Origin of the sequence: Klebsiella sp. YJ (assembly GCF_002108615.1) — a bacterium.
Taxonomy (GTDB): Bacteria; Pseudomonadota; Gammaproteobacteria; order Enterobacterales; family Enterobacteriaceae; genus Klebsiella; species Klebsiella planticola.
Window position 1 is genome coordinate 1 of the sequence record NZ_MTEG01000002.1, and the last position, 19,848, is coordinate 19,848.

The following is a 19,848-nucleotide window of genomic DNA, read 5'->3' on the forward strand; positions in this document are numbered from 1 at the left end:
CCAAGCCCGTTCATTTCCGTCCAGGTGTCGAACAGGTCATAAATACTGAAAAACTCACAGTTCAGCGTCTGAGAGAGGTCGTACATTACGTCACGGAAATCAACGAGTGGTGTTACCGCGGTGCCGTTGGTTCTCGGGGGAGCCATGAGGATGAAACCCACGTCAGGCAGTACAGCGCGACAGGCGGCCATATAGGTTTGCAGCGCAGTGCGAAATGTCTGGGTTCCGGTTGAAATGCGGTAGTCGTTGTTACCAATGACGATAGCGATCACGTCAGGCTGAATGGTACTGAGGTATTCCGAGATTTTGTCGGAGAACAGCAGAAACTGGTCCGCAAGAATCCCAGAGTTGCCGGCTTTGCTCATCACGCAGCCAGCCACACCAGCGCGCCAGAGATAAAAACCGTGGATGGCCACACGCCCAGCGTTACCGTCAGTTTTGACGTAAATCGTCCTGACATCATCCGTCAGTCCCGTCAGCAAAACAGATTTAGTAGTGCCGGTATTCCCACAGACAACCTCAGTCCACTGCGTGACACCGCCCACATCGTAGCCGTACTGGAAGGTGCCATTCAGGTCCTGATAATAAATACGGCAATCAGTACAGCGGACATTAGTCACGTTGAAATAGGCCGTGTTCGTGGTGGTGTTGATGGACTGGCCGTCAATGCCGCAACCATAAAGCGGAGCACCGCTCGTTGGCGAGGCGTCATATAAATCCCAGCCGGCTGAGCGAAAGATATTTGAACCATCGCGCGATGCGCCATAGTTCACAGTTCGCCAGCCTAAACCAGCGTCACCATATTCAGCGCTGAGTACGCCTGCAATAGCTGTCGCAAGTTCATTATTCTGGGTCCAACTGTCACCTGTGAGAAGGAAATTAGGCTGCGTAGCCATCCCGGCTTTGAGTTGCGCCTTTTTGGCTTTCCAGCGCCACAGCGTGCGACTGTCGGTATGCAAAGGCATGTTGTAATAGGCGGTATACATGCGGCGCTGGTATGCGCTGGCAAGTGACGCGCTGATGTTTGGGCCGACCCCGTAAGCATCAAACTTTCCATCCTGAAACCAGAACAGAACGTTATCACTACCATCCGTCATGCCCGGAACGAATCCCGCCGATACAAGCGGGACCGCTTTATTAAGGGCGGGTGAAATAATGGAGTTAATGTAGTCCCATATTTTCGTTTTTAGGCTTTCAGAAATTATGGAAACATCGAAACCATTGTCCCACCAAACCGGAACATTGTTGCTGGAGTCAATAAACAGTGGGAAGAAAGAGTTTGATACATCATCCACCATTGAATTAAGTGCATCACCCAATCGGGAATGAACATCATCATAAATCATCTGATAGAGAGCTGTTGATATTCTGGAAACGGCAAAACCATCATCCCACCAAACCGGAACGTTATCAGCGCCATCAGTGAAAAACGGGAAATAGTTATTGCCGACGTCGCCGCTCACAATAAACCGACTGATGAAATCGAAAACTGCGTTTATGGCCTCCTGTGACGGCATTACCCTGCCAGTTGGCGCCAGTGTCCCGGCAGTATTGATGACCTCAATAGCCAGCGCTTCACCATCTGAGCTACGGTAATACGCAGTTGCTCCAGTCGGAATATTTCCAGCATCTGCATCAGCCTGTGCCGCCGCCAGAGTAGGAAACTCGCGAATAGTCCCTGTTACCGCCGCCGTTCCTGGCTGTTTGGCCTGAAGTACTGGCACACCTGCTTTGTTTTGGTACTGCCATGCAGCAGACAGAGCGTCGGGACCCTGAGCCACCCAGAAAGACTGACCGTCAGTAGTAGCCGCCATACCAGCAATTGTGCCGTCCGGATCAGTTGGCGTTTTGTAAAAAGTGAACTTGTTTTTAGCGTAGTCGGAGGCGTTAGCTGCAGCGGCGGCAGCCTCTATTTTTGCTGCTTCAGCCTCTTCTGCAGATTGAGCGGCATTTATTTCTGATGTCGATGCATTTTGCTCTGATGATGTCGCAGCCTCTGCTGCATCTTTAGCTTCCTGAGCTGCGGCGCTGGTATCCTGATAACCCTGCTGAGCTTCAATTAAATACTGCTTTGCCTCGGCGGCGCTGACTGCGGCTTCCGCAGAAAATTGTGCGGCCTGTTGGGTATCTGTAGTTGCCATATCAGAATCCTATTACTTCCCAGCGAGTTCGAATTGTTGCGTTCTGCGTTTTACATGCAGAGCGGAATGAAAAACCATTTCCTGAAAACGTCGAATCCATGAGCCATGAGCGCTCATTTTGCCCGGCACCACCAACATCAACTGGAATCACTTTTACTGAGCAGATGGTATTGAACCCAAATACCCCATCACTGGTTGTAAAAGATGGGGCGACAAAAACGTTTTCTGTTTCGTATTCACCGTCAATCCCGGCAATAGTGCAATTAGCATCCGTATAACCCCAGGCGAGGCGAGCCCCGTTACCTAATAAAACCCCTCCTGACTGCCCGGGACCACTGGTAGCATCAACGAAATAAACATTAGACCCATCGCAGCGAATTCTTCCTCTGCCTGCTGGATATAATGTTGCGGTATTGCTACCGCTAATTGTTTTGCAGATGACATTGAAACCACCAGAGGTGTTATTTGTGACTCTCCACTGTTTAACCCACGGGGGAAAAAATAAATAAATATTCCCTGTCAAAGTCCCGTTTATAATTATTTCTTGGCGCGAAGCCTGCAAAGCAGTCAGTGTGATATTTGAAGAGCCAGATGCAGTTATTGCCGTAGTGCCATAACTTGATGCAGGAACCCAACCTGAGGGACTACCTCCGGAGTTTTCAGGTGTTCCATTGTTATTATTCAGGGTGTTTAGCCAAAGCCCATCGAGAGTGCTAAACGGAACAATCGCCCCTTTTGGATAGCCGCCAATCGCAGTAGCATAGGCCGAATCAAATGGGTATCCACCACCTGCCTGGTTCCATTGGTGCCTTAAAAAAGACTCATAGAAAATACCGTTGAAATCCTGTCCTTGAGGTGGTTTTCCGCCTGATGAAAGAGCGATTCTGGTAATAGGCGGAAATCCAACATCATATGACGCCTTTCCGCTACTGAGCGTCTCCGTAGAGGAATCGTTTGGTATTGTGTTGCGATCGCCAGACGTTGCAAAGACAACCGTCAAGCGCGGTGGCATGGCTGAATTATTCAATTCAGACCTCCTGAACGATATTTACTTTTACCCCTGGAGGGGAAGGAAGCGCACCTGAACTTTGCACTATGGCCAGCTCAGAGTCGGAAAGTTGAAACTCAAAGACATAGCTCATGACATGATTGCCATCGTCACGCACGTAAGCCCGCCCGCTGGCGCCGAACATGTACATCAGCATGCGATTCATGACCGGCACGGTGCAGTCGCTGATGTTCGCCATCGCTTTGCACATGATCAGCTTTCTGTATGCGTCATTACTCAGAACTACCGTGTTAGTGTCCTGTGCGCCAGTGTAGAACGGAGCCTGGTTAAATGGCTGTGGGTCTGTGAGCTCTGCCGGTGTACTGGCTGCCTCACCAAACCCGAAAAATTTCTGTGATGGCGTAACAGTTAATAGCCTGCCAACGTCAACAATTTTCCCCCAGCACATCAGCCCGTAATCGCCGCACGTCTCAATGTTGAAGACGAGGTCATAGAACGTGTCTATCCAGTCCTCTGGGGCCATGGAGGCATTAAAGGTGTCTATCAGCGACCTAAGGCGCGTTGAATTGACGTACTGTGCATAGATGGTCCAGTCGACATTATTCACTTACCGCCTCCGTTGTGATGTTCGTCGCATCGAGAGTGGGTTCCTGATCAATGCCCATGGTCAGCGCACTCGACCAGGTTGCTCCATCAAGAGAGATCTGGACCGAAAGTACGTTCATGTTCTGTGCATCGAGCGCTTGTATTGGTCCGATATACCGGCTGCCATAAATTCGTGCGCCGGCGCGCGCCCGGGTGCCGCCATCTGCGCCGGTGAAGGCATTCAGGACGACCGTTCTGATCTGTGCGTTGATATCTGAGGGAAGGCCGTCATTAGCCTCGTATTCCACCTTGATATGAACGCTCACCGCATCCAGCGTTTTCCACCTGTAGGTGTACTCCGGATAAGGGGCGTCATAATTCTCGGTATCCTGCACAGTTCCAGTAGTGTCACCGTTCATGATGGTACCGGGAGGAAGCTTTTTATTGATGGCCGCTGCAATGTCAGCCACTGCCCCGCCATAAACCCCGATATAAATCGAGCTGGCCAGCAGCGTGTAATTCGTCGAGCCTTTATCGACGGGGGTGGGTTCTTTGTTGTCGATAACATAGACATCAAGCACCCCGTCGACTTCCAGAACAGCAGCCCGCACAGCTGCAGCCGTGTTGAAGGCGTTACGCGCTACTGACTGACGGCGGCGATACTCAAAGGCAGACCGCCCTTCCACATTCGAGCCTGGCACGCCTGCGGTCTCGTTGGTGATGCTCGACCAGCCACTTACCGCGACATAGATGTTTGTCAGCGTCCCGATAGGGCAAGCTATCGGCCCCGTAGTCAGGTTCTGGAACTCGATTTTTACCGTCCCGTCTTCGCCTATCGTTCCGGCCGCCAGGGACACGTACATATAACCGTTATCGTCGGTTGCATAGGACTGTGCAGGAATTACCGTTCCCGGAACGCCGGAGCATGTGGCAGTTACAACCGTACCCGCCGCAGCAATGCGATCGAGGAAGTAAATTCTGCCGATGCCATCCTGAAACCGGCCAGAAGCAAAGTCTGGGTTCATGTTATTGACGATGGCCAGGAGCTGATCGTTCTTGTCAGCGATGATTGCAGTATCAGTGACAGCCAGCTGCCCCTGCGGCGTTTTGAGGTTCGTGCTCATCGCCGTCCCGAATGCAGAGCCAATATCTGCTATACGCCCGGCAAGAATGTCTCCCTCATCTGGAACATCAAGACCAGTGGTGGAAAAGGTCACGGCCGGTACTGCCGTAGAGATTGTGGTCATTTTTTCCTCACAGGGTGACGCTGGAATCCAGGCCGTTGGCATCCACGATCGCAATAACGCCGGTTGTGCGGCGCGTGTCGCGGTTGTTAATCAGCGTCGGCTCAGCGCGGGCGATATAGCTCATCCGCAACGCTTCAACCTGAAGCGCGGCCGCCATGGCGCCAGTGCTGGCCTTAACGTTCAGCAGCTCTTTGTAATTAACTCCGGTGTCTTTTTCGTAAATGCACTCGCCGCGTATAGCCAGGCATGCCGTCGCTACGTCCTGAGCGCAGGCGTAGGGGTTTTCAACCGTGGCGATATTACCCAGCTCATCAAGGACAAGGTCCCAGGTATCGGTATCAAGCAGGAGAGAGATTGTTTTCATGGATTTCGCCCATAAAAAAACCCCGCCGAGGCGAGGTCTATTATTTAATTGCAGTGGTTTATAAATAAGAAAATTTTATCTGAATATTTTACCTGACATGACCAGCGAGCCAAACTCAGGTATGTAATCACTTGGCTGATCCATGCACATTTTAATCATGCGCCCCTTGACTCCAAATGTAAGCGGCATTCCAAAAGGCTCTTTGTCGCCAGAGTGAAAGCTTATAAATGATTGTGCCATTTCATCCGCATTTTTTGGGTAAAGTTTTGACAACGCACCCCTTATTTCATTCCTGCCTGCGCTGTTATTTTGTGTTCCAGCATTAACCATTTGATAAGCCAGAAGGTGCGATGACATGATAATGTCGCATGCGGAAAAAACGTCAGCAGTATTTTCCTTTACCCACTGCTCCCTCTCGGCATTCCTCTTATTAAACAAATCATCATTATATTTATTATTTTCAATCATCGTTAAAGGAATTGATGAGGTGACCTTGTAACTACCTAACTGGCTTTCCTCTCCGCTTTCAAAGTTTATGTTTTGAAGGTTTAAAATAGCGTACCTGTCATTTTCATTTTTTGATAGCTGGACAGAAAACCCATTTTGGCAACGGTAGTTTACTGACGACATCCTGTCTGGAGCATCTCCAGAGGTGTGCATTGAGTCCATTCTGCAGGTTAGGTGCTGACTGCCTAAAAAGTCAAACTCCAAGATACCAAACCATATCGGCTCGTCATCATTTGCCGTTAGGATTCCATTAAAATAACCATCAACCATTTTTAAATGTGATGTTATCTGCTTTGATATGGCTGGCGGAGATAAGGCAAAAAGAATAAATGCTGAAATGACTATTAATTTTTTCATCACGGCTCCAGAGGATCGGTTCTGTCTCCTCCGAATTGTACTCCGCCATGAGAGTGTCCATCAACGATAGAACCATCGACAAGCTCAAGCTGTCCGCTCGGATGGACTTTCAAGCCATTGATGTTAATAACGCCGGGGCTCTTTATGTTTATGCCACTCCCGGTAAATTCTGCGAATTCAGTCGGCTCACCATTCATGCTGGCTATTGCGGTTATGTACATCGCATCGGAATACGAGTGCCGGCGCTGCGTTGGCGCCGGGCCTTCCGCTCTGGTTTCCCTAACGTTCGTCGTGTCCTTGTCGCAAACCACAACCAGACCAATATCTCCTGGCCTTGGCTCCATTTTTACCGCGCTGTTTCCCGCCTGAAGTCTGAGGTATGGGATCTGGTAAACGTCCTGGTTGGCAATGGCCCGGCCAGAAACGTCTACATCATTGACCAGGGGGAGAACGGTCAACACATCACCTTCAACCTCTCTAACCAGAACAATATCGACAAACGTCATTCCCTTCAGCGTTGAATGTAGCAGCGATAATATGGCGTTACCCTGCGATGACACGCTCTCAGGAGTCTGGTTAGTTAGCATTTTCGTTCCCTTTTACAAGATATCCCGGCGCGGCCACAACGAACGTTTCCCACAGACCACCGGGAACTTTACAGGAAAGGTAATGGGTGGTTCCTGCCTGAATAATCCATTCCCCGCTTGCGTGTGGCAGGTCAGTCTCAAGGATGATTTTGGTGTTCAGTTTCAGAGTCGGGGAGTAAATGCAGCGAAAGTTAATCCCCATGTCATAAAAAATCGGATACCCAATGAGACCTGTTGATGGAGAAACATATGGAACGACAGAATCAGAGGGTTTCTTCCCGGTATAAATAGTGACGGTGCCAAAATCAATATTTACCGTTATTTTATGCGCAGCTGCTATTTCAATGATCTGCTTTATCGCATTGCCTTTGTATACCGGGTTTCGCTCGGTACTCTTGACGTCAACATTGATGAATTTCAGCCCAACTTTAAAGGCAAGGGCGCGAATCATGTCAGCCACATCCGCATCGCCACGAATGGATGTAGGCTCACATGGGATCAGGCGTTCCCTTCCAGCTGCCGCTGCGGTTATCTCGATCGGCGCATCAGGCATCTGGTTCAGGTTAATCCTGGCAGACGTTATCGACCCGGAAAAAACACGGGTATCACCGTCATAAACGACGATAGCGTTTTGCTCAGCAGCGATTATTTTTTGCGCGTTCGTCGTCAGCTTGGCCATGTTCTCCAGCGACAGGCCCCACAGACTTAGCTCCATCATCGTGCCTGTAGCGCCGCCAAAGGCAGATATAGCCGCCTCGCATTTGAACCCTTTAACTATCAGGGTATTTCCGATACCACCGTCAAACGTGCCGTTAGCCAGCGTGAACGATACAGTAAGCTCTCTCTCCTTGTAACTCATCTGCCTACCTCACTGCTCGTCGTATAATACAGCTTGAATCTGGTGCCTATTTCGTCGTAATAGGGGTCGGCTGTGCCTTTCGAGTCAACGAAAACCAGATCGCCACTGAAACCCAGATATTTATACCGAACCAGGTAAACGCAGTTCAGGCAGAGAACGCCCTGAAATATCGGCTTGTCATCGACATACAGATCGGCGTAAAACCCGGTTGAGCGCTGATGCAACTTGATAGCGCAGTTCTGGGCGCCAAGCGTGATATACACCTTTTGGGATAGTGACGGAGATAAGCTAATTTCCTGCATGTCACATCACCTTTTCCAGAAAGTCGGAGACGGTGCTTTTTATCTGCTTAGAAACTGCAGTAGAAGAGCTGTCCCACGCCTTAGAGACTGACTCGGCCGCCGAGTTAACGTTAGATACAATCGCTGCCCCTGTCGTCTGGAGAGCGTCTGATAAGGTTGTATCAGCGCTTGACCAGGCATTCTTGACATCGCTCAATGTCACCTCTTTCGTTGCCCCGGTGATCACCTGCGTTGAGGCTGCGGTGCCATTGTTGGTTTTCGCGTTGCTGGTCGGTGGGCCTTCAATTACAGCGTTTGAAAGCATGACCTCCCCGCCGTCCATGATCTCCTCGAAAGTGCAGTTCGCCATCAACAACGTCTGCCCACGATACGACCCCACAAAGTAATCAAAGTGGGTCAGATCGTAGCTGTAATACACCGTATCAGGTGTCTCGATGTTGTAGGTACTGGCCGTGTTTTTCATCTCATCCAGTTTCTGAATGAAATTGTTCCGGCTCAGTAGGGAGAAGTTGGTCAGGTTGGGCAGCGACCCGGAAAAAGCCGTCCACCCTTCAAGGGCAAAAATGATCCTGAGTTCAGACGGCTGTTTCACTTTGTTGTAGGATGTGTACCGCCCCTTTTCTACCGGCCCCTTAGTCACTGCTGCGTCACCGTAGCGATCAACACTAACCCAGCCGGACGGGGAGAAAACCTCCTGCCCGGCTGCAGCCGTCAAAAGCGACTCGTCAACGGTGTTATAGGTGATTCGATAAGTTGGCGACAGGGCGCTGTTAAGGACTGATAACAGGCTTCCTCCCTGAATGGCGGATAGCACTGTCGAGACATTCAGAGAAAACGACATGAGTTATTGTCCTGAGTAGCCAGCCAAAAGCATGACACGGTTGTCGCCGTGCTTTTTGATGTCGCTGGTAAGCTGTTCCACGTTCTGGGCCTGGGTGGTGATTTTGGTGCCATAAAACTGATAAGTCGCACCGGACTGCCCGGGCATTGCGCGGTCTACGGCCATCCCGGCGCCAGGGCGCATTCCGGCCATGACTTTAGGGACGTAATTACGAGTTTCCGACGGCAGGTTATCCATGCCTTTCTTCTGGACGTTTCCGAGCCCCCAGTTATAGGAGGCAAGAGTTTTTTCCAGATCGCCACCAGTAGCATCCAGCAGATAGCGCAGGTATCTTGCAGCGGCATCAGCTGACTTGTGGGGGTCATAAACGTCCATCCCCTTCAAACCCAAGTCTCTGGCAGTTCCATCCATAAACTGGAATGGGCCTTTTGCCCCTTTGGGGGATACTGCGAACGGGTCGCCACCTGATTCAGTACCAGCCACCGAAGACAGCAGCCCAGCGGGAAGTCCATATTTACCTTCCAGCGCCCCGAATTCGCCAGCCATCGCCTGAAGAAATGCCCTTCCTTTGGCGCCAAGGCGAGCGGCCTGAGCGTTAAGCGGGACGTTTGGCTGGTATCCCGAGGTATCTGGCTGCATTGTTGCCGCGCCAGCTGGAGAGATCAGGGCGTCAGCGATTTTTGAAAGGAGATTTTTGGTGCTTTCCCAGTAGTCTCTCTCATCCTGCTGCTGCCTGCGCTGTTCAGGAAGCGGCTGAAACTTAACTGCATCCAGCATTTTCTGCGTTGCCTGCTGCTGCGGGCTTAGATACGCAGAGTCCTGATCAGGTTTAAAATCCAGTGTGCCGCCGTTTTTCTTCAGCGCCTGCTCGGCTGCCTTGGTCACTCCGGGCAGCGCATCATTACCGGTAGGCTTTCCGTCTTCAGTGCCGTACCACGCCTTTTTAAACTCATCGGCAGCCTTGGAGAAGTTGCCGTTATTGAGCTCGTTTAAAGCGTTACCCAGGTGGTTTAGCACTTTTCCGAGCATGGAAAAGTTATCTTTGAGGTTGCGCAGATCGCCTGATAGCGTCCAGCTACCAAGGTCAATACCAGTAATGTCGTTAATGTCCCGCTTCAGCTCTTTGAAGAATGAAGAGGATTTTGCGTTACCAGACGACCACTCTATGAGGAGACCATTCAGATCGCGAATAGTTGGTATCAAACCCACGTAAATCTGGTTTTTTACCGTGTCGAGGTTTTGCCCCAGCTCCGCCCATGCGGCTGTAAATTCCTTTGCGCCTTTGGTTGAGGCGTCTGTAATACCGGAGCTTTTGGTCAGGCGGTCAACATCAGGCAGGAATTTTCCTTCCTGATTGCGCTGCAAGGTTGCATCATCAAATCCAAGACTTAACCCAACCTGCCGGCGAAGGTTTGGATCGCTAATTTTTCGTAGCGCATCAAGGGATGTTTTGGCCAGAGAACTGGCGTCCTGTCCCCAAACGTCAAAATTCTGGCCCGTCAGCGCATTTAACTGCGCCAGTCCACCAAAAATAGAGCTACTGTAATCGCCGACCCTGGCCCCCTGTATGGCGCCCTGAAAACCCTGCAGAGAAGCGCTTATCTTCTCAGCCGAGCTCCCTGCCGCCTCCGCTGACTTCGACCAGCCATCAAGCTCACGGGCTGATAGCCCCAGTGCTTTCGACTGGATCGATAAATCCATCAGTCCGGAGGTGGTGCTTTTCACAAAGCTCATCAGGCCGCCAGCGGTGACAGTCACGCCGGTCAGCGCCAGCAACTCTGTCTTTATGCTGCTGAAGAACGAAGCGGCTTTCTTGCCCTGCTCTGCCATTTCTTTGGCGGTGTTTTTGGCGTCTTCGCGCTGCTTTTTCAGGTCGTCACTGACTTCCTGCTGGCCTTTGCGGAACTGAGAAGTATCAAGGCCCAGCGTTACCATGAGGGCATCAATTACCGTTGCTGCCATGATCATTCTCCGCTGCTATGGCTCTGTTGGTGTTATCCACGGTCATTATTTCAATCAGCCACCACATATCCTGGACGCTGTATACCGTGTCCAGTTCGTGGAGTGTCGCCATTTTCCCGGAGATCACCGCGGCGATACTGCGCGGCACGTTCTCGTACTGAATGAAGCCACGATCTGAGTCTTCCGGGACGGATAAGGGGATATCTAACTTGCGGTGGCTGCTACAAAAGCGATATGGAGTTTGAAGGCTTCGATTTTCAGGCGCGACCAGGTGCTGATTTCTTCGATCTGCCCTTCGTCAACAAGTGCCGTTTCGATACCGCTTCCGCCGATGAATTTCACACAGCCAAGCAACTCATCAAGCAGAGGATTCGACTGCGCGAACGGGACTTTAGCCAGTGAGGTGATCCCCCACTGAGCGAGGCCGGCCATGCCGCTGGCCATCACGCTTTCGTACAGCTCGCGTGCTTCTGCATTATCCTCGGCCGGGGCCGGAGCCACCGCGGCACCGATGGCCGCCATCATATTGTCGGGAACGGTAACCCCGGCGCCAATCACAGCGCACGCCAGGCGGATCGCCCATTCTTCTGCTTTGCGCGCCGGCATTTCGGTGATTTTGAACTGCTTACCCTTGTCTCGGTTATCTGCCTCAACTGTAAATACGATGCTTTTACGAGCCATTTTTGTTTCCTGAATGAGTTATCTGGCAATAAAAAAGCCCACCGTAGTGGGCTATCTGTAATGGTGACTTTAGGAGGTTCACGCCTCAAATCCTGGGAGGTACATCTGAACCTCGTCTACCACACGGGCGCGGGCGGCCATAAGCAGGCGCTTTCTTCCACCGGCGCCCCACTTCCCCATTCGACTTGCGCACTGACTAACTTCCTTCGCTTCAGCGTTTATCACATGGTCGATTTTATTTAAGCGGGCCATGGCATCAAATCCCTGACGGACGAGAGACTGGAATGTCTGATAAACACGGATTTCAAACTCAGCACTGAGCCATGCAGCATAGCGAATAGCGACGATCTCCAGAGCCCAGACGCCTTGATTCAGGCCACCGTTAACGACCTTAACTGGTTGATTTTCTTCCAGAGTGCATTTTTGCATTCTGGCTAAAGTGTGGACAAATTCCTTAACCTTCTTAGAGCGAAGGAACTGACTCGGGCCCTGATTTTCTTTAGCCTGGCCACTGCATACTGCGGAAGCGTGCAGGTCATTCAGGCTGTAGCGCCCATAGTCATCAACACGAACGGAGACGCCGTTTACTGATACGGTTGGATATTTCATGCGAATTACCTTAAGAAAGCGAACCTGTCACACAGAAAAGCCGCCCCAGAAGGCCCGCCGGCACTAACGGCAGTTCTCAGGATCGCTTTCTGTAAGGTTCCGGGATTATAACGTGCGCGTGTGAAGCGCGGGGAATTGCAGGAATAAAAAAAGCCCGGGCTTAGCCGGGCTGATTGTTTACGCTGAGTACCCTGCCGGGGTGACGGTTTCCCACTGGATGAGACCCGTTACCGGCTGAAGCACGCGACCAGCGGATGGCATGCGTCGCGCGCGCTGCAGAATACCGTTGGTCATGATGTACTTTTTACCCAGCGACGGCAGGATCACCGTGCCATTAACACGCAGTACAGACCGTGTGGTCATCTGCGTGGTTTGCCAGTTGTCGATGTACTTAATCGACGGAGAGGAAGCCGCCAGATGGAATGTCCACGGCAGATCACCATAAACAAAACCACCCAGCAGTTTACCGTCAGCAGTACGCTGATACTCTGCCATGTCGGTATCGCCCATTTCGAAGATGTTCTGCGCTTCGAACTGTTCCAGGTTAAACCCAGACGGGTATAGCTCAGCGATTACCAGCTCAATGATGGCGTCAGCCGACGTAATGTTTTGACCGGACATTACTGCACCTCCGTGCTGTTAACGGTAATACCCTGGATGATCCCGCCGTCGGTGTACCAGAAGTAAACCGTTGGCTTGGTACGCGAGGCGCGCATTGCCGGGGTGAACGGGCCGATGTAGATGTAATACCCTTCAGCCAGAAGAGAATCCGTAACGTCGACTCCAGTGATGGCGGTAATCTGGTCGATCTGCGACTGGTCAAGGTCAGTGCCCGCCGTCATACCGCCCCACGCCCTGAATTGCTCAATGGTCGGCTTCATGCACGATTCAATGCGAGCTTTTCCGGCTGCAGCATAGGGCAGATTGCTCGCCTGCTGGAACAGCGCAACGAGAGCTGCCTGAAGCTGAGCATTTACCCATACCTGACCCGCCCAGGCGTCAAGCCACGCATAATCACCGGTAATAGAGCCGGGCGCCCACTGATTGGTTTCGACGGCATTCGAGGCATAGTTGCCGTAGAAGTTATAGCCGTTGGCCTTGGCCGCCTCGTAATCAGTATCGTTACTGATCATCGGCAACAGGCCGGACACCTGACGGCCATTCAGCGAACAGCGCCCATTGGCCTGCGTGAAGTTCAGCGCGGCCACAAACCCCATCGCGTTTGCTGCGTGGTTCGGGTAACCATACACGGGGCAGGTATCGTTGTAGGCGTAGGTGTTGATGATGTCATACACCAGCGCATTCGAGCTGCCCGCCACGATTGCAGTTCCTGATGCGTCCCATGGGACATAGGCAAAGCGGTGGTTCTGGCTGTTTGCCCAGAGTGCAAACGCATTGGCCTGGTCTTTGGTTACAGCGAACGTCGTGGAAAATGTTACCCAGTCCTGCTCTTTGGCCAGAATGGCAGTAAAGATATCGTCAACTACTGCCGGCGCAGCGCCCTGGGAAATTACCGCGCCAGTCGCCTCGGTAAGCTTAAGGCCAGCGGCCAGTGTGCCGTCATCGGCGAAGGTGATCGAACTCTCTGAGCCGGTGGTGGCAGAGGTGATGATGAATTTCTTCAGCACGCTATCCCAGGTCACCACAACCGAGGAGCCAATGCCGGTTTCAATCAGCTCTGCCGCGTTATCAAAACTGGTCGCGCCGCTGAGGTTGATAGCCGCGGAAGTCTCCTCCGTACCGTCGACGGTCAGAGTCAGCGTACCAGAAAGCAATTTGAGCTGTGCCAGCGTGGTCGCTGCGTGCGATCCGGAGCGAAGGAATGCTGCCACTGCTGCGGTATTGAATCGGCTAAAATACAGCTTGCCAGGCATCTGCGTTTTACCGGTAAAAGCGGCGAAATACAGCACCGCGGTGGTGTACTCAATCGACGCGCTGCCGAAGTACGCCTTTACCTCATCCGCACTGGCAAATGAGGGTACTGCACCAACCGGCGCGTATGCGCTGTCGGTCAGGAACAGGCCATTGAGATCAATAGCCGTTCCTGTCGCCTTCAGTACGCCGGGAAGCATCTGGGCGATTTTTGATAGCGAAATTGCCATTTATTATTTCTCCGGAGGTAATCTCACGTCGACCGGCTGCGATATCACATCGGCACCTGTCATAAACTGCTGAGGAACGCTGACGACAATCAGCGGGTTTGCGTGGAATTCAAGCGTCCAGCGGGATTCCCACTGATTTTCGCCGTTGATCATCGATGTTTGCCGCGGTGGGCCGGAATAAAGCGGCACAAGCACGTTTGCGTTTTCTCTGAACCAGGTGCAGGCGAAATCGGAACGGGCAATACGAGAAAAGATGCTGGCATTGTTCTGCGCCTGCCTACCGTAGAAGTCGAGCTGGCACTGCCACTCATCAACGCGGCGAAGACGCGCCATACCCTTATCGCTAACGACGTCGTACTCGTAATCGAAAGCACTTGTTGAAAGGTCAGTGAAAAAAAGCGGCGTCATGGTAATGAAACCGCCTTTCGGCATGGGGGTTTGGTTTTGCTGTGTCTGCGTGATTTCTGCGTCAGGAAAAATGGCTGAAAGGAAATCTCCGGTGGCCTTAAACAGATCGCTTTCAGTGACCTGCAGTCCTACGTCAATTGTTGACATGCGATAACCCTCGTCCAGTCCGACCAGATTTCAGGAACAGCCACAACCAGCCAGGTTTCATTGCCGATAACGAACTTATCGCCGCCCTGCTGCCGATCCCTGTTAATCCCGCACCAGTTGCCATCCGTCCAGATACTCACCAGAACGCCTTGAATGTTCAGGTTATCCATATGTCGGATGTCTGACTGGCTCAGAGCCTGCTTCTGCACCATCATCGTCACTGGCGGATCGAAACCCGGCGAGGTCGAGTAATCCGGATTTTTGGTTGGTCCGATCGAGCGGTAAATTTTCGCCTCAACGCGAGGGTTAACCGCGCTAATGGCGCTGCGCACTATGGAATGCAGATTCACTCTTTCACCTCGTAGTCGACCGAGCTCAGCATGTGGCCTGAGTCAATTAACGGGTCGTTAAACCCTTTTTTGTCGACAGTGCTTTTTGCATTGGGCGGTTCAGAAAAGGCGATGATTGACGACTGAATCTGCCCCTTAATCCGCTCACCCATCAGCGACAGACTTTTTCTGGCGTCAAAATCGTTGGCCTTCATGAGCTTCCCAAGCTCTCCTCCCCACTCCGGCCCATGTTCGGAAATGGTCTTCCTGAAGTACGGTCGGGATGGGATCGTAACGATATGCTCGGGTATCATTACTGACTGCGCGAAATTGGCCTTCGATGGCTTTGCGAAGCGCGAAACGCCGTCGCGGCGAACGTAAAAGTTCAAATCCCGGGTATGCGCCGGGATTTTTACCGTACCGCCGAATTCGTTGGTGGCCGCCACAAGCGCTACCGGCGTCCCGTCGGGGTACTTGGCCCCCTCAAGGAAACCCACCTTTAAATCATCGCCAGAGGACAGCCCCTTTGCGATCGACTGAAGGTGCTCCATCAGCTTATCGCCGCCTGACATTCCATCCATAGTTACCTCCGGATAAAAGAGCGGCGGTTATAATGCCCCGGGTACATTGAAGGGGATGAGCCAGGGACATATCGCACAGTGCGATAAGGGGCCGTGGCTTGCCAGTAAGCAGCGCCGTATGGCGTCTGGAGATACCACCACGATGACGCGCTGGAAGGACCCGCATCAGTCGAAACCGATACTGACCCCTCCGATGCGCTTGCCACGCGGCCAACCAGACCAGAAGCCTTCTCGCCGTTTACGCCTGAATTCAAAGCCGCGATGTGAGCAACCAGCATATTCAAGAAGACAGCACGGACAGCAACATCCGCCACCAGGCTGTGGTCCGTGTTATCAAGGTAAATCGTTGCCTCCGTGAAGTACGCATTCAGCAGCGTATTACTTACGGCATCGAACTCCGGATAACGCTCATGAAATGCGGCAACATCAAAGACAACGATCGCCATTATTTTTTGTCCGCCTTTTCAACGCCCGGGGCCGGATTACTCTGATCCAATCCTTCCAGACCGGTTTTCTCCGAAGCATTTTCATTCGCTTTTGCCTGGGCGCTGCTGGTTTTCGCCTGAGCGAACACCAGCTCTTTGCGAACGTAAGGCTGATCAGCATGTGCCGCCAGCCACGCCTCAAAGGCTTCCTTATCCACGTTTTCGGTCAGACCGTAGCCGCCAACAACGATAGAGGAGTTGGAGCCGTTAAGCTCCACTTTGTACGCGCCCTGCTCCAGGATCAGGCCATTCGGCAGTTTGCATCCTACAGTTACTGTTTCGGCCATGTTACACCCCGATCATGCTGGCAATGCCCAGCGGTTGACGAATGATTGCACCCCAGGTGCCACCAGATTTTTTCTGACGCCAGGAAGACTCTTCCACCACGACAGCGTGGGCGCGCATCTTCTCGGTGAATGCTGCGTAAGCGGTGTCCTGCTCACCCAGACGCTCAACAATCAGTTGCACAAGCTCGCCGGCGTCGGTGCTGTATTCAACAGCAGTTTCAATACGCAGGTTCGGGAAGTTTTTCTTCAGCTGATCAGTGACGTTCACGTTGTACTGGTTCGTCTTGGTCAGGTTCACTTCCATTTCCGGCGACATGCCGAGCACCATGCGATCGGTGCGCTCTACCAGACCTTTGGTCTGAGAGACCAGCTGCTTATAGAGGCGACCGGAGATATCGTCATATACGGCTTGCCCGTCTTTCGATGCCCAGGTAATGCCGCCGCCGGAACCAGTCGCCGCCGGAGTAACCGGCGCGCTCAGGGATGGATCGTTAAGCAGACCGAAGTTTTCCAGCCCGGCGATGCCGTAAAAGTAGGACTTGTTCTGGAACTTGTTCAGCACAAGTGCTGAGGCCACGTTGAGCTCGGCGGCATAGCCGATACGACCGGCGCCGTACATGTCCAGCTCGCGCTCACCCCAGCGGGTGTGAGTCTGATAATGGAACGACTGGCGCGGCACCCAGTTGACGTTGGCGGACGTCATGCCGTTGTTGTTGAAGTCGCCGTAAGCGCTGGTTTCACCAGTAGACTCGACGATCGGGAACTGCGATGTCAGCGTGGTCCAGTCGCCCTTTTTCACTTCACCGATAATCTCTGCGGCCTTCATCGGCGTAACGAGAACGCGGATAAGTTCCGGATCGACATAGTTCGTGAAGTAAGCCGGGATACCGGCGTTATTCGCAGTAACCATTTGCGGCTGGGCATCCATCGCCAGCGCGTAATTCTCCGCAAACTCCGGCTTCAGGTAGTCCTTCGCGCCGGGCAGCACAATGCCATATTTCCCGCTGGCTGCGGCGTAGTGTCGCTGAAATTCGTTCATTACTTGCTCCAGGTGCTGATTTTGACCAGCTCGCCAGCGTCACAATCGCTTGCGGCATAGAATGCGGTCTCGATAAAACCGGCCACGGTTTCGCCGGCCGCTGCGATTTGCACCTCACCGGTAGTCAGGGATGCAAAAACCTTCTGCCCGCGGGTGGCAGCGGTTGACGTTTTGGCCCAGAAGTCACCGGCTACCATCAGGGTGATTTCACGCCCGGGCTGAATAAGCATGGACGCCTGACCCAGCCAGATGGTGATCGACGCCTGACCATCACGATGGACAAAACCAGACGGTACGCCGGTGCCTGCATTAGAGGCGACGCCGCCGACGTTCCAGGCAAAGCGGCCGACGGTCAGGCCGTCTTCGCCAGCAACCAGAGCGCCCTCGCCAGCCTGATAGGTCGCATGAGGGTTAGTGCCAGCAAAGGCCCCTTCCACACCGGGGGCCGGATACTGGTTAATACGATTCTGAAAACCTGCCATGTTAACCTCGTTTCAGTTTGCCAGCGGTCGGGAATGCTTTTTCGAACTCACTGACGGAAGCGGAATCCTGCGCAATGACAGGGCGTGAATTTTCTTTCTGGCTGATCGCCATATTGACCATCGCCGGATAAGCGGACGGGTGAACGCCTGCGATATCCACACCGCTTTGCTCAAGCGCGGTGCGATAGACATCTTCAGCTGAGTCCATGGCAACGACGTCGCCAATCAGCGGGCGAACAATCTGTTCGGCTTCGCGAACCTTGCGGAAGTTTTCCGCTGCCTTTTTGGTCGCGCTGTCGGCCGCCAGACGAATCGCAGAGTCCATCGCCGTTTTGGAGACTTTGTCGTCTTCTTCATCGTCTTCGTCATCGGCGGTTTTCTTCTTGTCCTTGTCTTCTTCGTCGTCCTCATCGTCAGCCGTTTTTTTCTTATCCTTCTCGTCGTCGTCTTCGTCGTCGGCGGATTTTTTTTCTTCTCCGTCTTTCTTTTCGGCCTCATCAAGAGCCAGAAGAGCTTTGCGGACTTCTGCCTCCAGATCAGCATCCTGCGCCAGAAGTGGCTTAAGGGTGGCGCGGATCGCCTCTGCCTTATGTTTACGCATGTGGTTAAGCTCCGGTGGTAATGAATCTGCGACCAGTACATCTGGCCCTGCGCGGCCGTCAGGGACCAGCGCTTCGTGGTTTCCGAAAATGTCACGCATAACGCCGTCATAAGGCTCGCCGTCAGGGGTAACACCCGGGGTCATGTCTGCGACGTACTTGTACGATGCAGATAGCTCTCGCTGCTCTCCGCTCTCAATTCCAGCAATCGCGCTGTTATCCCAGATCGACATGCCAACCGTGAGATACGTGCCGTCAAACTCCGCATTGGAGTGCGTCACGCCAACACGAAATTCATTGGGCGGGTCGGTGGGAAAATCGGGAATGTGCTTGCTGAGCACGGGGATGTTATTGAAGGTTTTGGCTGCTTTCCGGAGCTCGTCCGGGTGGCGCCAAAGCCGGTAAAGTTTGTCAGGGTCGAGACCAAGCTCTTCGCTTTTTGGTATCTCGCGCCCGTAGTAGGCATTGACGTTTGCCTTGCTGATGTTCGTTCGTGAAATCTGAAGGCGGCCATTTGCGTCGATGGTGCGCACAGAGGCGCGATCGAAAGCTAAGCACTCTGTAGGCTTCATGTTCTATCCCAAATTTATACAACGAGTTACTCGTTTACCTTGCGGGCAAGAATGCATTAGGAATCACTATCCGATGCGTGCATTTGCACCTTGGCTTTTGTCCGGGGAATATCCACTCACCATCGATATAGCATCCCTTATCAAGCCGAAATCGCTGCTTTCGCTTCCCTGCAGCTACATGTCCCGGCCTTGGCTCTTTACCTGCTCCGGAGTGTTCCCATTCACCTTCGATGATGCCAAGTGAACGCTGCCTTGCTATCTGCAATACCGAGGTGGCTTTGTTATTTTGATCGAGCGCTATGAACGCTGCGCGGTTCCGGGTAATCCCGTATCTCTTCTGGAGTTCATCGGTGAGATAGGACAGGTCGCGCCCACGCGCTACCGACCGCATAACCAGACCTTCCACCTCAGTGAAATACTTCTCAGGGATGGATCGGATAAGGCCGACATTTTCGGCGATGGTCGCCTGAAGCGCGTTATTCATCTGCGAGGTCATTTTGAACTCGACGGTAAATCCCGCGTCCTTGAAGGCTGTGGCCAGCGATACATCTGCGTTCTTCATGGCGTCGTTAGCGAACCTATCAGCCAGCTTTTGCGCCATGTCATCAAAACGCCGCGTCCAGCGCTTAGCCAGCTTATGCATAGCGTTTCGCATCATCACTGCTGGCGATGCATCCATGGCAACCTCCGCACCACTGGCCCGATAGTTTGCCGAGAGCCAGTAGACGGCTGACGCCTGCATTTCCTGTACCTGCTTATCAAGCTG

At 52.7% G+C, this 19,848-nt stretch carries 25 protein-coding genes and 1 pseudogene; all 26 read right to left on the reverse strand.

Annotation, left to right across the window (positions count from 1 at the left end; translation table 11 throughout):
- Positions 1 to 2,141: SGNH/GDSL hydrolase family protein (locus BV390_RS31265; RefSeq protein WP_085396490.1), on the reverse strand; the 2,141-nt coding region annotated here is incomplete at its 3' end.
- A gap of 1 nt (position 2,142) precedes the next feature.
- Positions 2,143 to 3,168 carry a hypothetical protein gene (locus tag BV390_RS02210; protein ID WP_085396491.1) on the reverse strand — a complete coding sequence of 342 codons (1,026 nt, stop codon included), beginning with the start codon at positions 3,166 to 3,168 and terminating at the stop codon, positions 2,143 to 2,145.
- Position 3,169: 1 nt separating this feature from the next.
- Positions 3,170 to 3,757, reverse strand: coding sequence for a DUF2612 domain-containing protein (locus BV390_RS02215; RefSeq protein ID WP_085396492.1), 588 nt, complete (start codon positions 3,755 to 3,757; stop codon positions 3,170 to 3,172).
- Complete coding sequence (locus BV390_RS02220; RefSeq protein WP_085396493.1) at positions 3,750 to 4,982, reverse strand: baseplate J/gp47 family protein; 1,233 nt, start codon at positions 4,980 to 4,982, stop codon at positions 3,750 to 3,752. Before BV390_RS02220 ends, BV390_RS02215 begins: the two co-directional genes overlap by 8 nt.
- A 7-nt stretch (positions 4,983 to 4,989) precedes the next feature.
- Entirely contained in the window at positions 4,990 to 5,346 is a 357-nt protein-coding gene (locus BV390_RS02225) for a hypothetical protein (protein ID WP_085396494.1), read from the reverse strand.
- Between the two features lie 75 nt (positions 5,347 to 5,421).
- On the reverse strand, positions 5,422 to 6,210 hold the full coding sequence (locus tag BV390_RS02230; RefSeq protein ID WP_085396495.1) for a hypothetical protein: 789 nt from the start codon (positions 6,208 to 6,210) through the stop codon (positions 5,422 to 5,424).
- A complete protein-coding gene (locus BV390_RS02235; protein WP_085396496.1) occupies positions 6,210 to 6,797 on the reverse strand; it encodes a hypothetical protein in 588 nt (195 codons plus the stop codon). Before BV390_RS02235 ends, BV390_RS02230 begins: the two co-directional genes overlap by 1 nt.
- Positions 6,787 to 7,656, reverse strand: coding sequence for a baseplate hub protein (locus tag BV390_RS02240; RefSeq protein ID WP_085396497.1), 870 nt, complete (start codon positions 7,654 to 7,656; stop codon positions 6,787 to 6,789). The genes BV390_RS02235 and BV390_RS02240 overlap by 11 nt, the downstream gene beginning before the upstream one ends.
- Positions 7,653 to 7,958 carry a phage baseplate plug family protein gene (locus BV390_RS02245; protein ID WP_085396498.1) on the reverse strand — a complete coding sequence of 102 codons (306 nt, stop codon included), beginning with the start codon at positions 7,956 to 7,958 and terminating at the stop codon, positions 7,653 to 7,655. Before BV390_RS02245 ends, BV390_RS02240 begins: the two co-directional genes overlap by 4 nt.
- A gap of 1 nt (position 7,959) precedes the next feature.
- Positions 7,960 to 8,799 (reverse strand): phage baseplate protein, encoded by an 840-nt coding sequence (locus BV390_RS02250; RefSeq protein WP_048257911.1) that lies wholly within the window; start codon positions 8,797 to 8,799, stop codon positions 7,960 to 7,962.
- 3 nt (positions 8,800 to 8,802) lie between these two features.
- Complete coding sequence (locus tag BV390_RS02255) at positions 8,803 to 10,761, reverse strand: lytic transglycosylase domain-containing protein (protein ID WP_085396499.1); 1,959 nt, start codon at positions 10,759 to 10,761, stop codon at positions 8,803 to 8,805.
- On the reverse strand, positions 10,742 to 10,909 hold the full coding sequence (locus tag BV390_RS31050) for a hypothetical protein (RefSeq protein ID WP_012542589.1): 168 nt from the start codon (positions 10,907 to 10,909) through the stop codon (positions 10,742 to 10,744). Before BV390_RS31050 ends, BV390_RS02255 begins: the two co-directional genes overlap by 20 nt.
- Before the next feature lie 56 nt (positions 10,910 to 10,965).
- Positions 10,966 to 11,442, reverse strand: a complete 477-nt coding sequence (locus BV390_RS02260; protein WP_085396500.1) for a hypothetical protein — start codon at positions 11,440 to 11,442, stop codon at positions 10,966 to 10,968.
- A 78-nt stretch (positions 11,443 to 11,520) separates the two neighbouring features.
- Positions 11,521 to 12,051, reverse strand: a complete 531-nt coding sequence (locus BV390_RS02265; protein ID WP_085396501.1) for a KilA-N domain-containing protein — start codon at positions 12,049 to 12,051, stop codon at positions 11,521 to 11,523.
- Positions 12,052 to 12,228: 177 nt separating this feature from the next.
- Positions 12,229 to 12,672, reverse strand: a complete 444-nt coding sequence (locus BV390_RS02270) for a phage tail fiber protein (protein WP_064349565.1) — start codon at positions 12,670 to 12,672, stop codon at positions 12,229 to 12,231.
- A complete protein-coding gene (locus tag BV390_RS02275) occupies positions 12,672 to 14,153 on the reverse strand; it encodes a DUF3383 domain-containing protein (RefSeq protein WP_085396502.1) in 1,482 nt (493 codons plus the stop codon). The genes BV390_RS02270 and BV390_RS02275 overlap by 1 nt, the downstream gene beginning before the upstream one ends.
- Before the next feature lie 3 nt (positions 14,154 to 14,156).
- Complete coding sequence (locus BV390_RS02280) at positions 14,157 to 14,708, reverse strand: phage neck terminator protein (RefSeq protein WP_085396503.1); 552 nt, start codon at positions 14,706 to 14,708, stop codon at positions 14,157 to 14,159.
- Positions 14,690 to 15,058 carry a hypothetical protein gene (locus tag BV390_RS02285; RefSeq protein WP_085396504.1) on the reverse strand — a complete coding sequence of 123 codons (369 nt, stop codon included), beginning with the start codon at positions 15,056 to 15,058 and terminating at the stop codon, positions 14,690 to 14,692. The genes BV390_RS02280 and BV390_RS02285 overlap by 19 nt, the downstream gene beginning before the upstream one ends.
- Positions 15,055 to 15,618 (reverse strand): hypothetical protein, encoded by a 564-nt coding sequence (locus tag BV390_RS02290; protein WP_085396505.1) that lies wholly within the window; start codon positions 15,616 to 15,618, stop codon positions 15,055 to 15,057. The genes BV390_RS02285 and BV390_RS02290 overlap by 4 nt, the downstream gene beginning before the upstream one ends.
- A gap of 2 nt (positions 15,619 to 15,620) precedes the next feature.
- Positions 15,621 to 16,064, reverse strand: a complete 444-nt coding sequence (locus tag BV390_RS02295) for a DUF4054 domain-containing protein (RefSeq protein WP_085396506.1) — start codon at positions 16,062 to 16,064, stop codon at positions 15,621 to 15,623.
- Positions 16,064 to 16,390 (reverse strand): hypothetical protein, encoded by a 327-nt coding sequence (locus tag BV390_RS02300; protein ID WP_085396507.1) that lies wholly within the window; start codon positions 16,388 to 16,390, stop codon positions 16,064 to 16,066. Before BV390_RS02300 ends, BV390_RS02295 begins: the two co-directional genes overlap by 1 nt.
- A 1-nt stretch (position 16,391) precedes the next feature.
- Positions 16,392 to 17,429 (reverse strand): DUF2184 domain-containing protein, encoded by a 1,038-nt coding sequence (locus BV390_RS02305; protein WP_085396508.1) that lies wholly within the window; start codon positions 17,427 to 17,429, stop codon positions 16,392 to 16,394.
- Positions 17,429 to 17,911, reverse strand: coding sequence for a structural cement protein Gp24 (locus tag BV390_RS02310; protein ID WP_085396509.1), 483 nt, complete (start codon positions 17,909 to 17,911; stop codon positions 17,429 to 17,431). Before BV390_RS02310 ends, BV390_RS02305 begins: the two co-directional genes overlap by 1 nt.
- Before the next feature lies 1 nt (position 17,912).
- Positions 17,913 to 18,236 (reverse strand): hypothetical protein, encoded by a 324-nt coding sequence (locus BV390_RS32060; RefSeq protein WP_463671387.1) that lies wholly within the window; start codon positions 18,234 to 18,236, stop codon positions 17,913 to 17,915.
- A gap of 309 nt (positions 18,237 to 18,545) precedes the next feature.
- Positions 18,546 to 19,082, reverse strand: a pseudogene (locus BV390_RS32065) (DUF2213 domain-containing protein); the annotation flags it as partial.
- 34 nt (positions 19,083 to 19,116) lie between these two features.
- Entirely contained in the window at positions 19,117 to 19,824 is a 708-nt protein-coding gene (locus tag BV390_RS02320; RefSeq protein ID WP_085396511.1) for a phage head morphogenesis protein, read from the reverse strand.
- Between the last annotated feature and the right edge of the window lie 24 nt (positions 19,825 to 19,848).

Coding starts and splice junctions, on each gene's coding strand:
- BV390_RS02220 (WP_085396493.1), bottom strand. CDS start 4,982: ATGACCACAATCTCTACGGCAGTACCGGCCGTGACCTTTTCCACCACT.
- BV390_RS02225 (WP_085396494.1), bottom strand. CDS start 5,346: ATGAAAACAATCTCTCTCCTGCTTGATACCGATACCTGGGACCTTGTC.
- BV390_RS02230 (WP_085396495.1), bottom strand. CDS start 6,210: ATGAAAAAATTAATAGTCATTTCAGCATTTATTCTTTTTGCCTTATCT.
- BV390_RS02235 (WP_085396496.1), bottom strand. CDS start 6,797: ATGCTAACTAACCAGACTCCTGAGAGCGTGTCATCGCAGGGTAACGCC.
- BV390_RS02240 (WP_085396497.1), bottom strand. CDS start 7,656: ATGAGTTACAAGGAGAGAGAGCTTACTGTATCGTTCACGCTGGCTAAC.
- BV390_RS02245 (WP_085396498.1), bottom strand. CDS start 7,958: ATGCAGGAAATTAGCTTATCTCCGTCACTATCCCAAAAGGTGTATATC.
- BV390_RS02250 (WP_048257911.1), bottom strand. CDS start 8,799: ATGTCGTTTTCTCTGAATGTCTCGACAGTGCTATCCGCCATTCAGGGA.
- BV390_RS02255 (WP_085396499.1), bottom strand. CDS start 10,761: ATGGCAGCAACGGTAATTGATGCCCTCATGGTAACGCTGGGCCTTGAT.
- BV390_RS02260 (WP_085396500.1), bottom strand. CDS start 11,442: ATGGCTCGTAAAAGCATCGTATTTACAGTTGAGGCAGATAACCGAGAC.
- BV390_RS02265 (WP_085396501.1), bottom strand. CDS start 12,051: ATGAAATATCCAACCGTATCAGTAAACGGCGTCTCCGTTCGTGTTGAT.
- BV390_RS02270 (WP_064349565.1), bottom strand. CDS start 12,672: ATGTCCGGTCAAAACATTACGTCGGCTGACGCCATCATTGAGCTGGTA.
- BV390_RS02275 (WP_085396502.1), bottom strand. CDS start 14,153: ATGGCAATTTCGCTATCAAAAATCGCCCAGATGCTTCCCGGCGTACTG.
- BV390_RS02280 (WP_085396503.1), bottom strand. CDS start 14,708: ATGTCAACAATTGACGTAGGACTGCAGGTCACTGAAAGCGATCTGTTT.
- BV390_RS02290 (WP_085396505.1), bottom strand. CDS start 15,618: ATGGATGGAATGTCAGGCGGCGATAAGCTGATGGAGCACCTTCAGTCG.
- BV390_RS02295 (WP_085396506.1), bottom strand. CDS start 16,064: ATGGCGATCGTTGTCTTTGATGTTGCCGCATTTCATGAGCGTTATCCG.
- BV390_RS02300 (WP_085396507.1), bottom strand. CDS start 16,390: ATGGCCGAAACAGTAACTGTAGGATGCAAACTGCCGAATGGCCTGATC.
- BV390_RS02305 (WP_085396508.1), bottom strand. CDS start 17,429: ATGAACGAATTTCAGCGACACTACGCCGCAGCCAGCGGGAAATATGGC.
- BV390_RS02310 (WP_085396509.1), bottom strand. CDS start 17,911: ATGGCAGGTTTTCAGAATCGTATTAACCAGTATCCGGCCCCCGGTGTG.
- BV390_RS32060 (WP_463671387.1), bottom strand. CDS start 18,236: ATGGACTCTGCGATTCGTCTGGCGGCCGACAGCGCGACCAAAAAGGCA.
- BV390_RS02320 (WP_085396511.1), bottom strand. CDS start 19,824: ATGCAGGCGTCAGCCGTCTACTGGCTCTCGGCAAACTATCGGGCCAGT.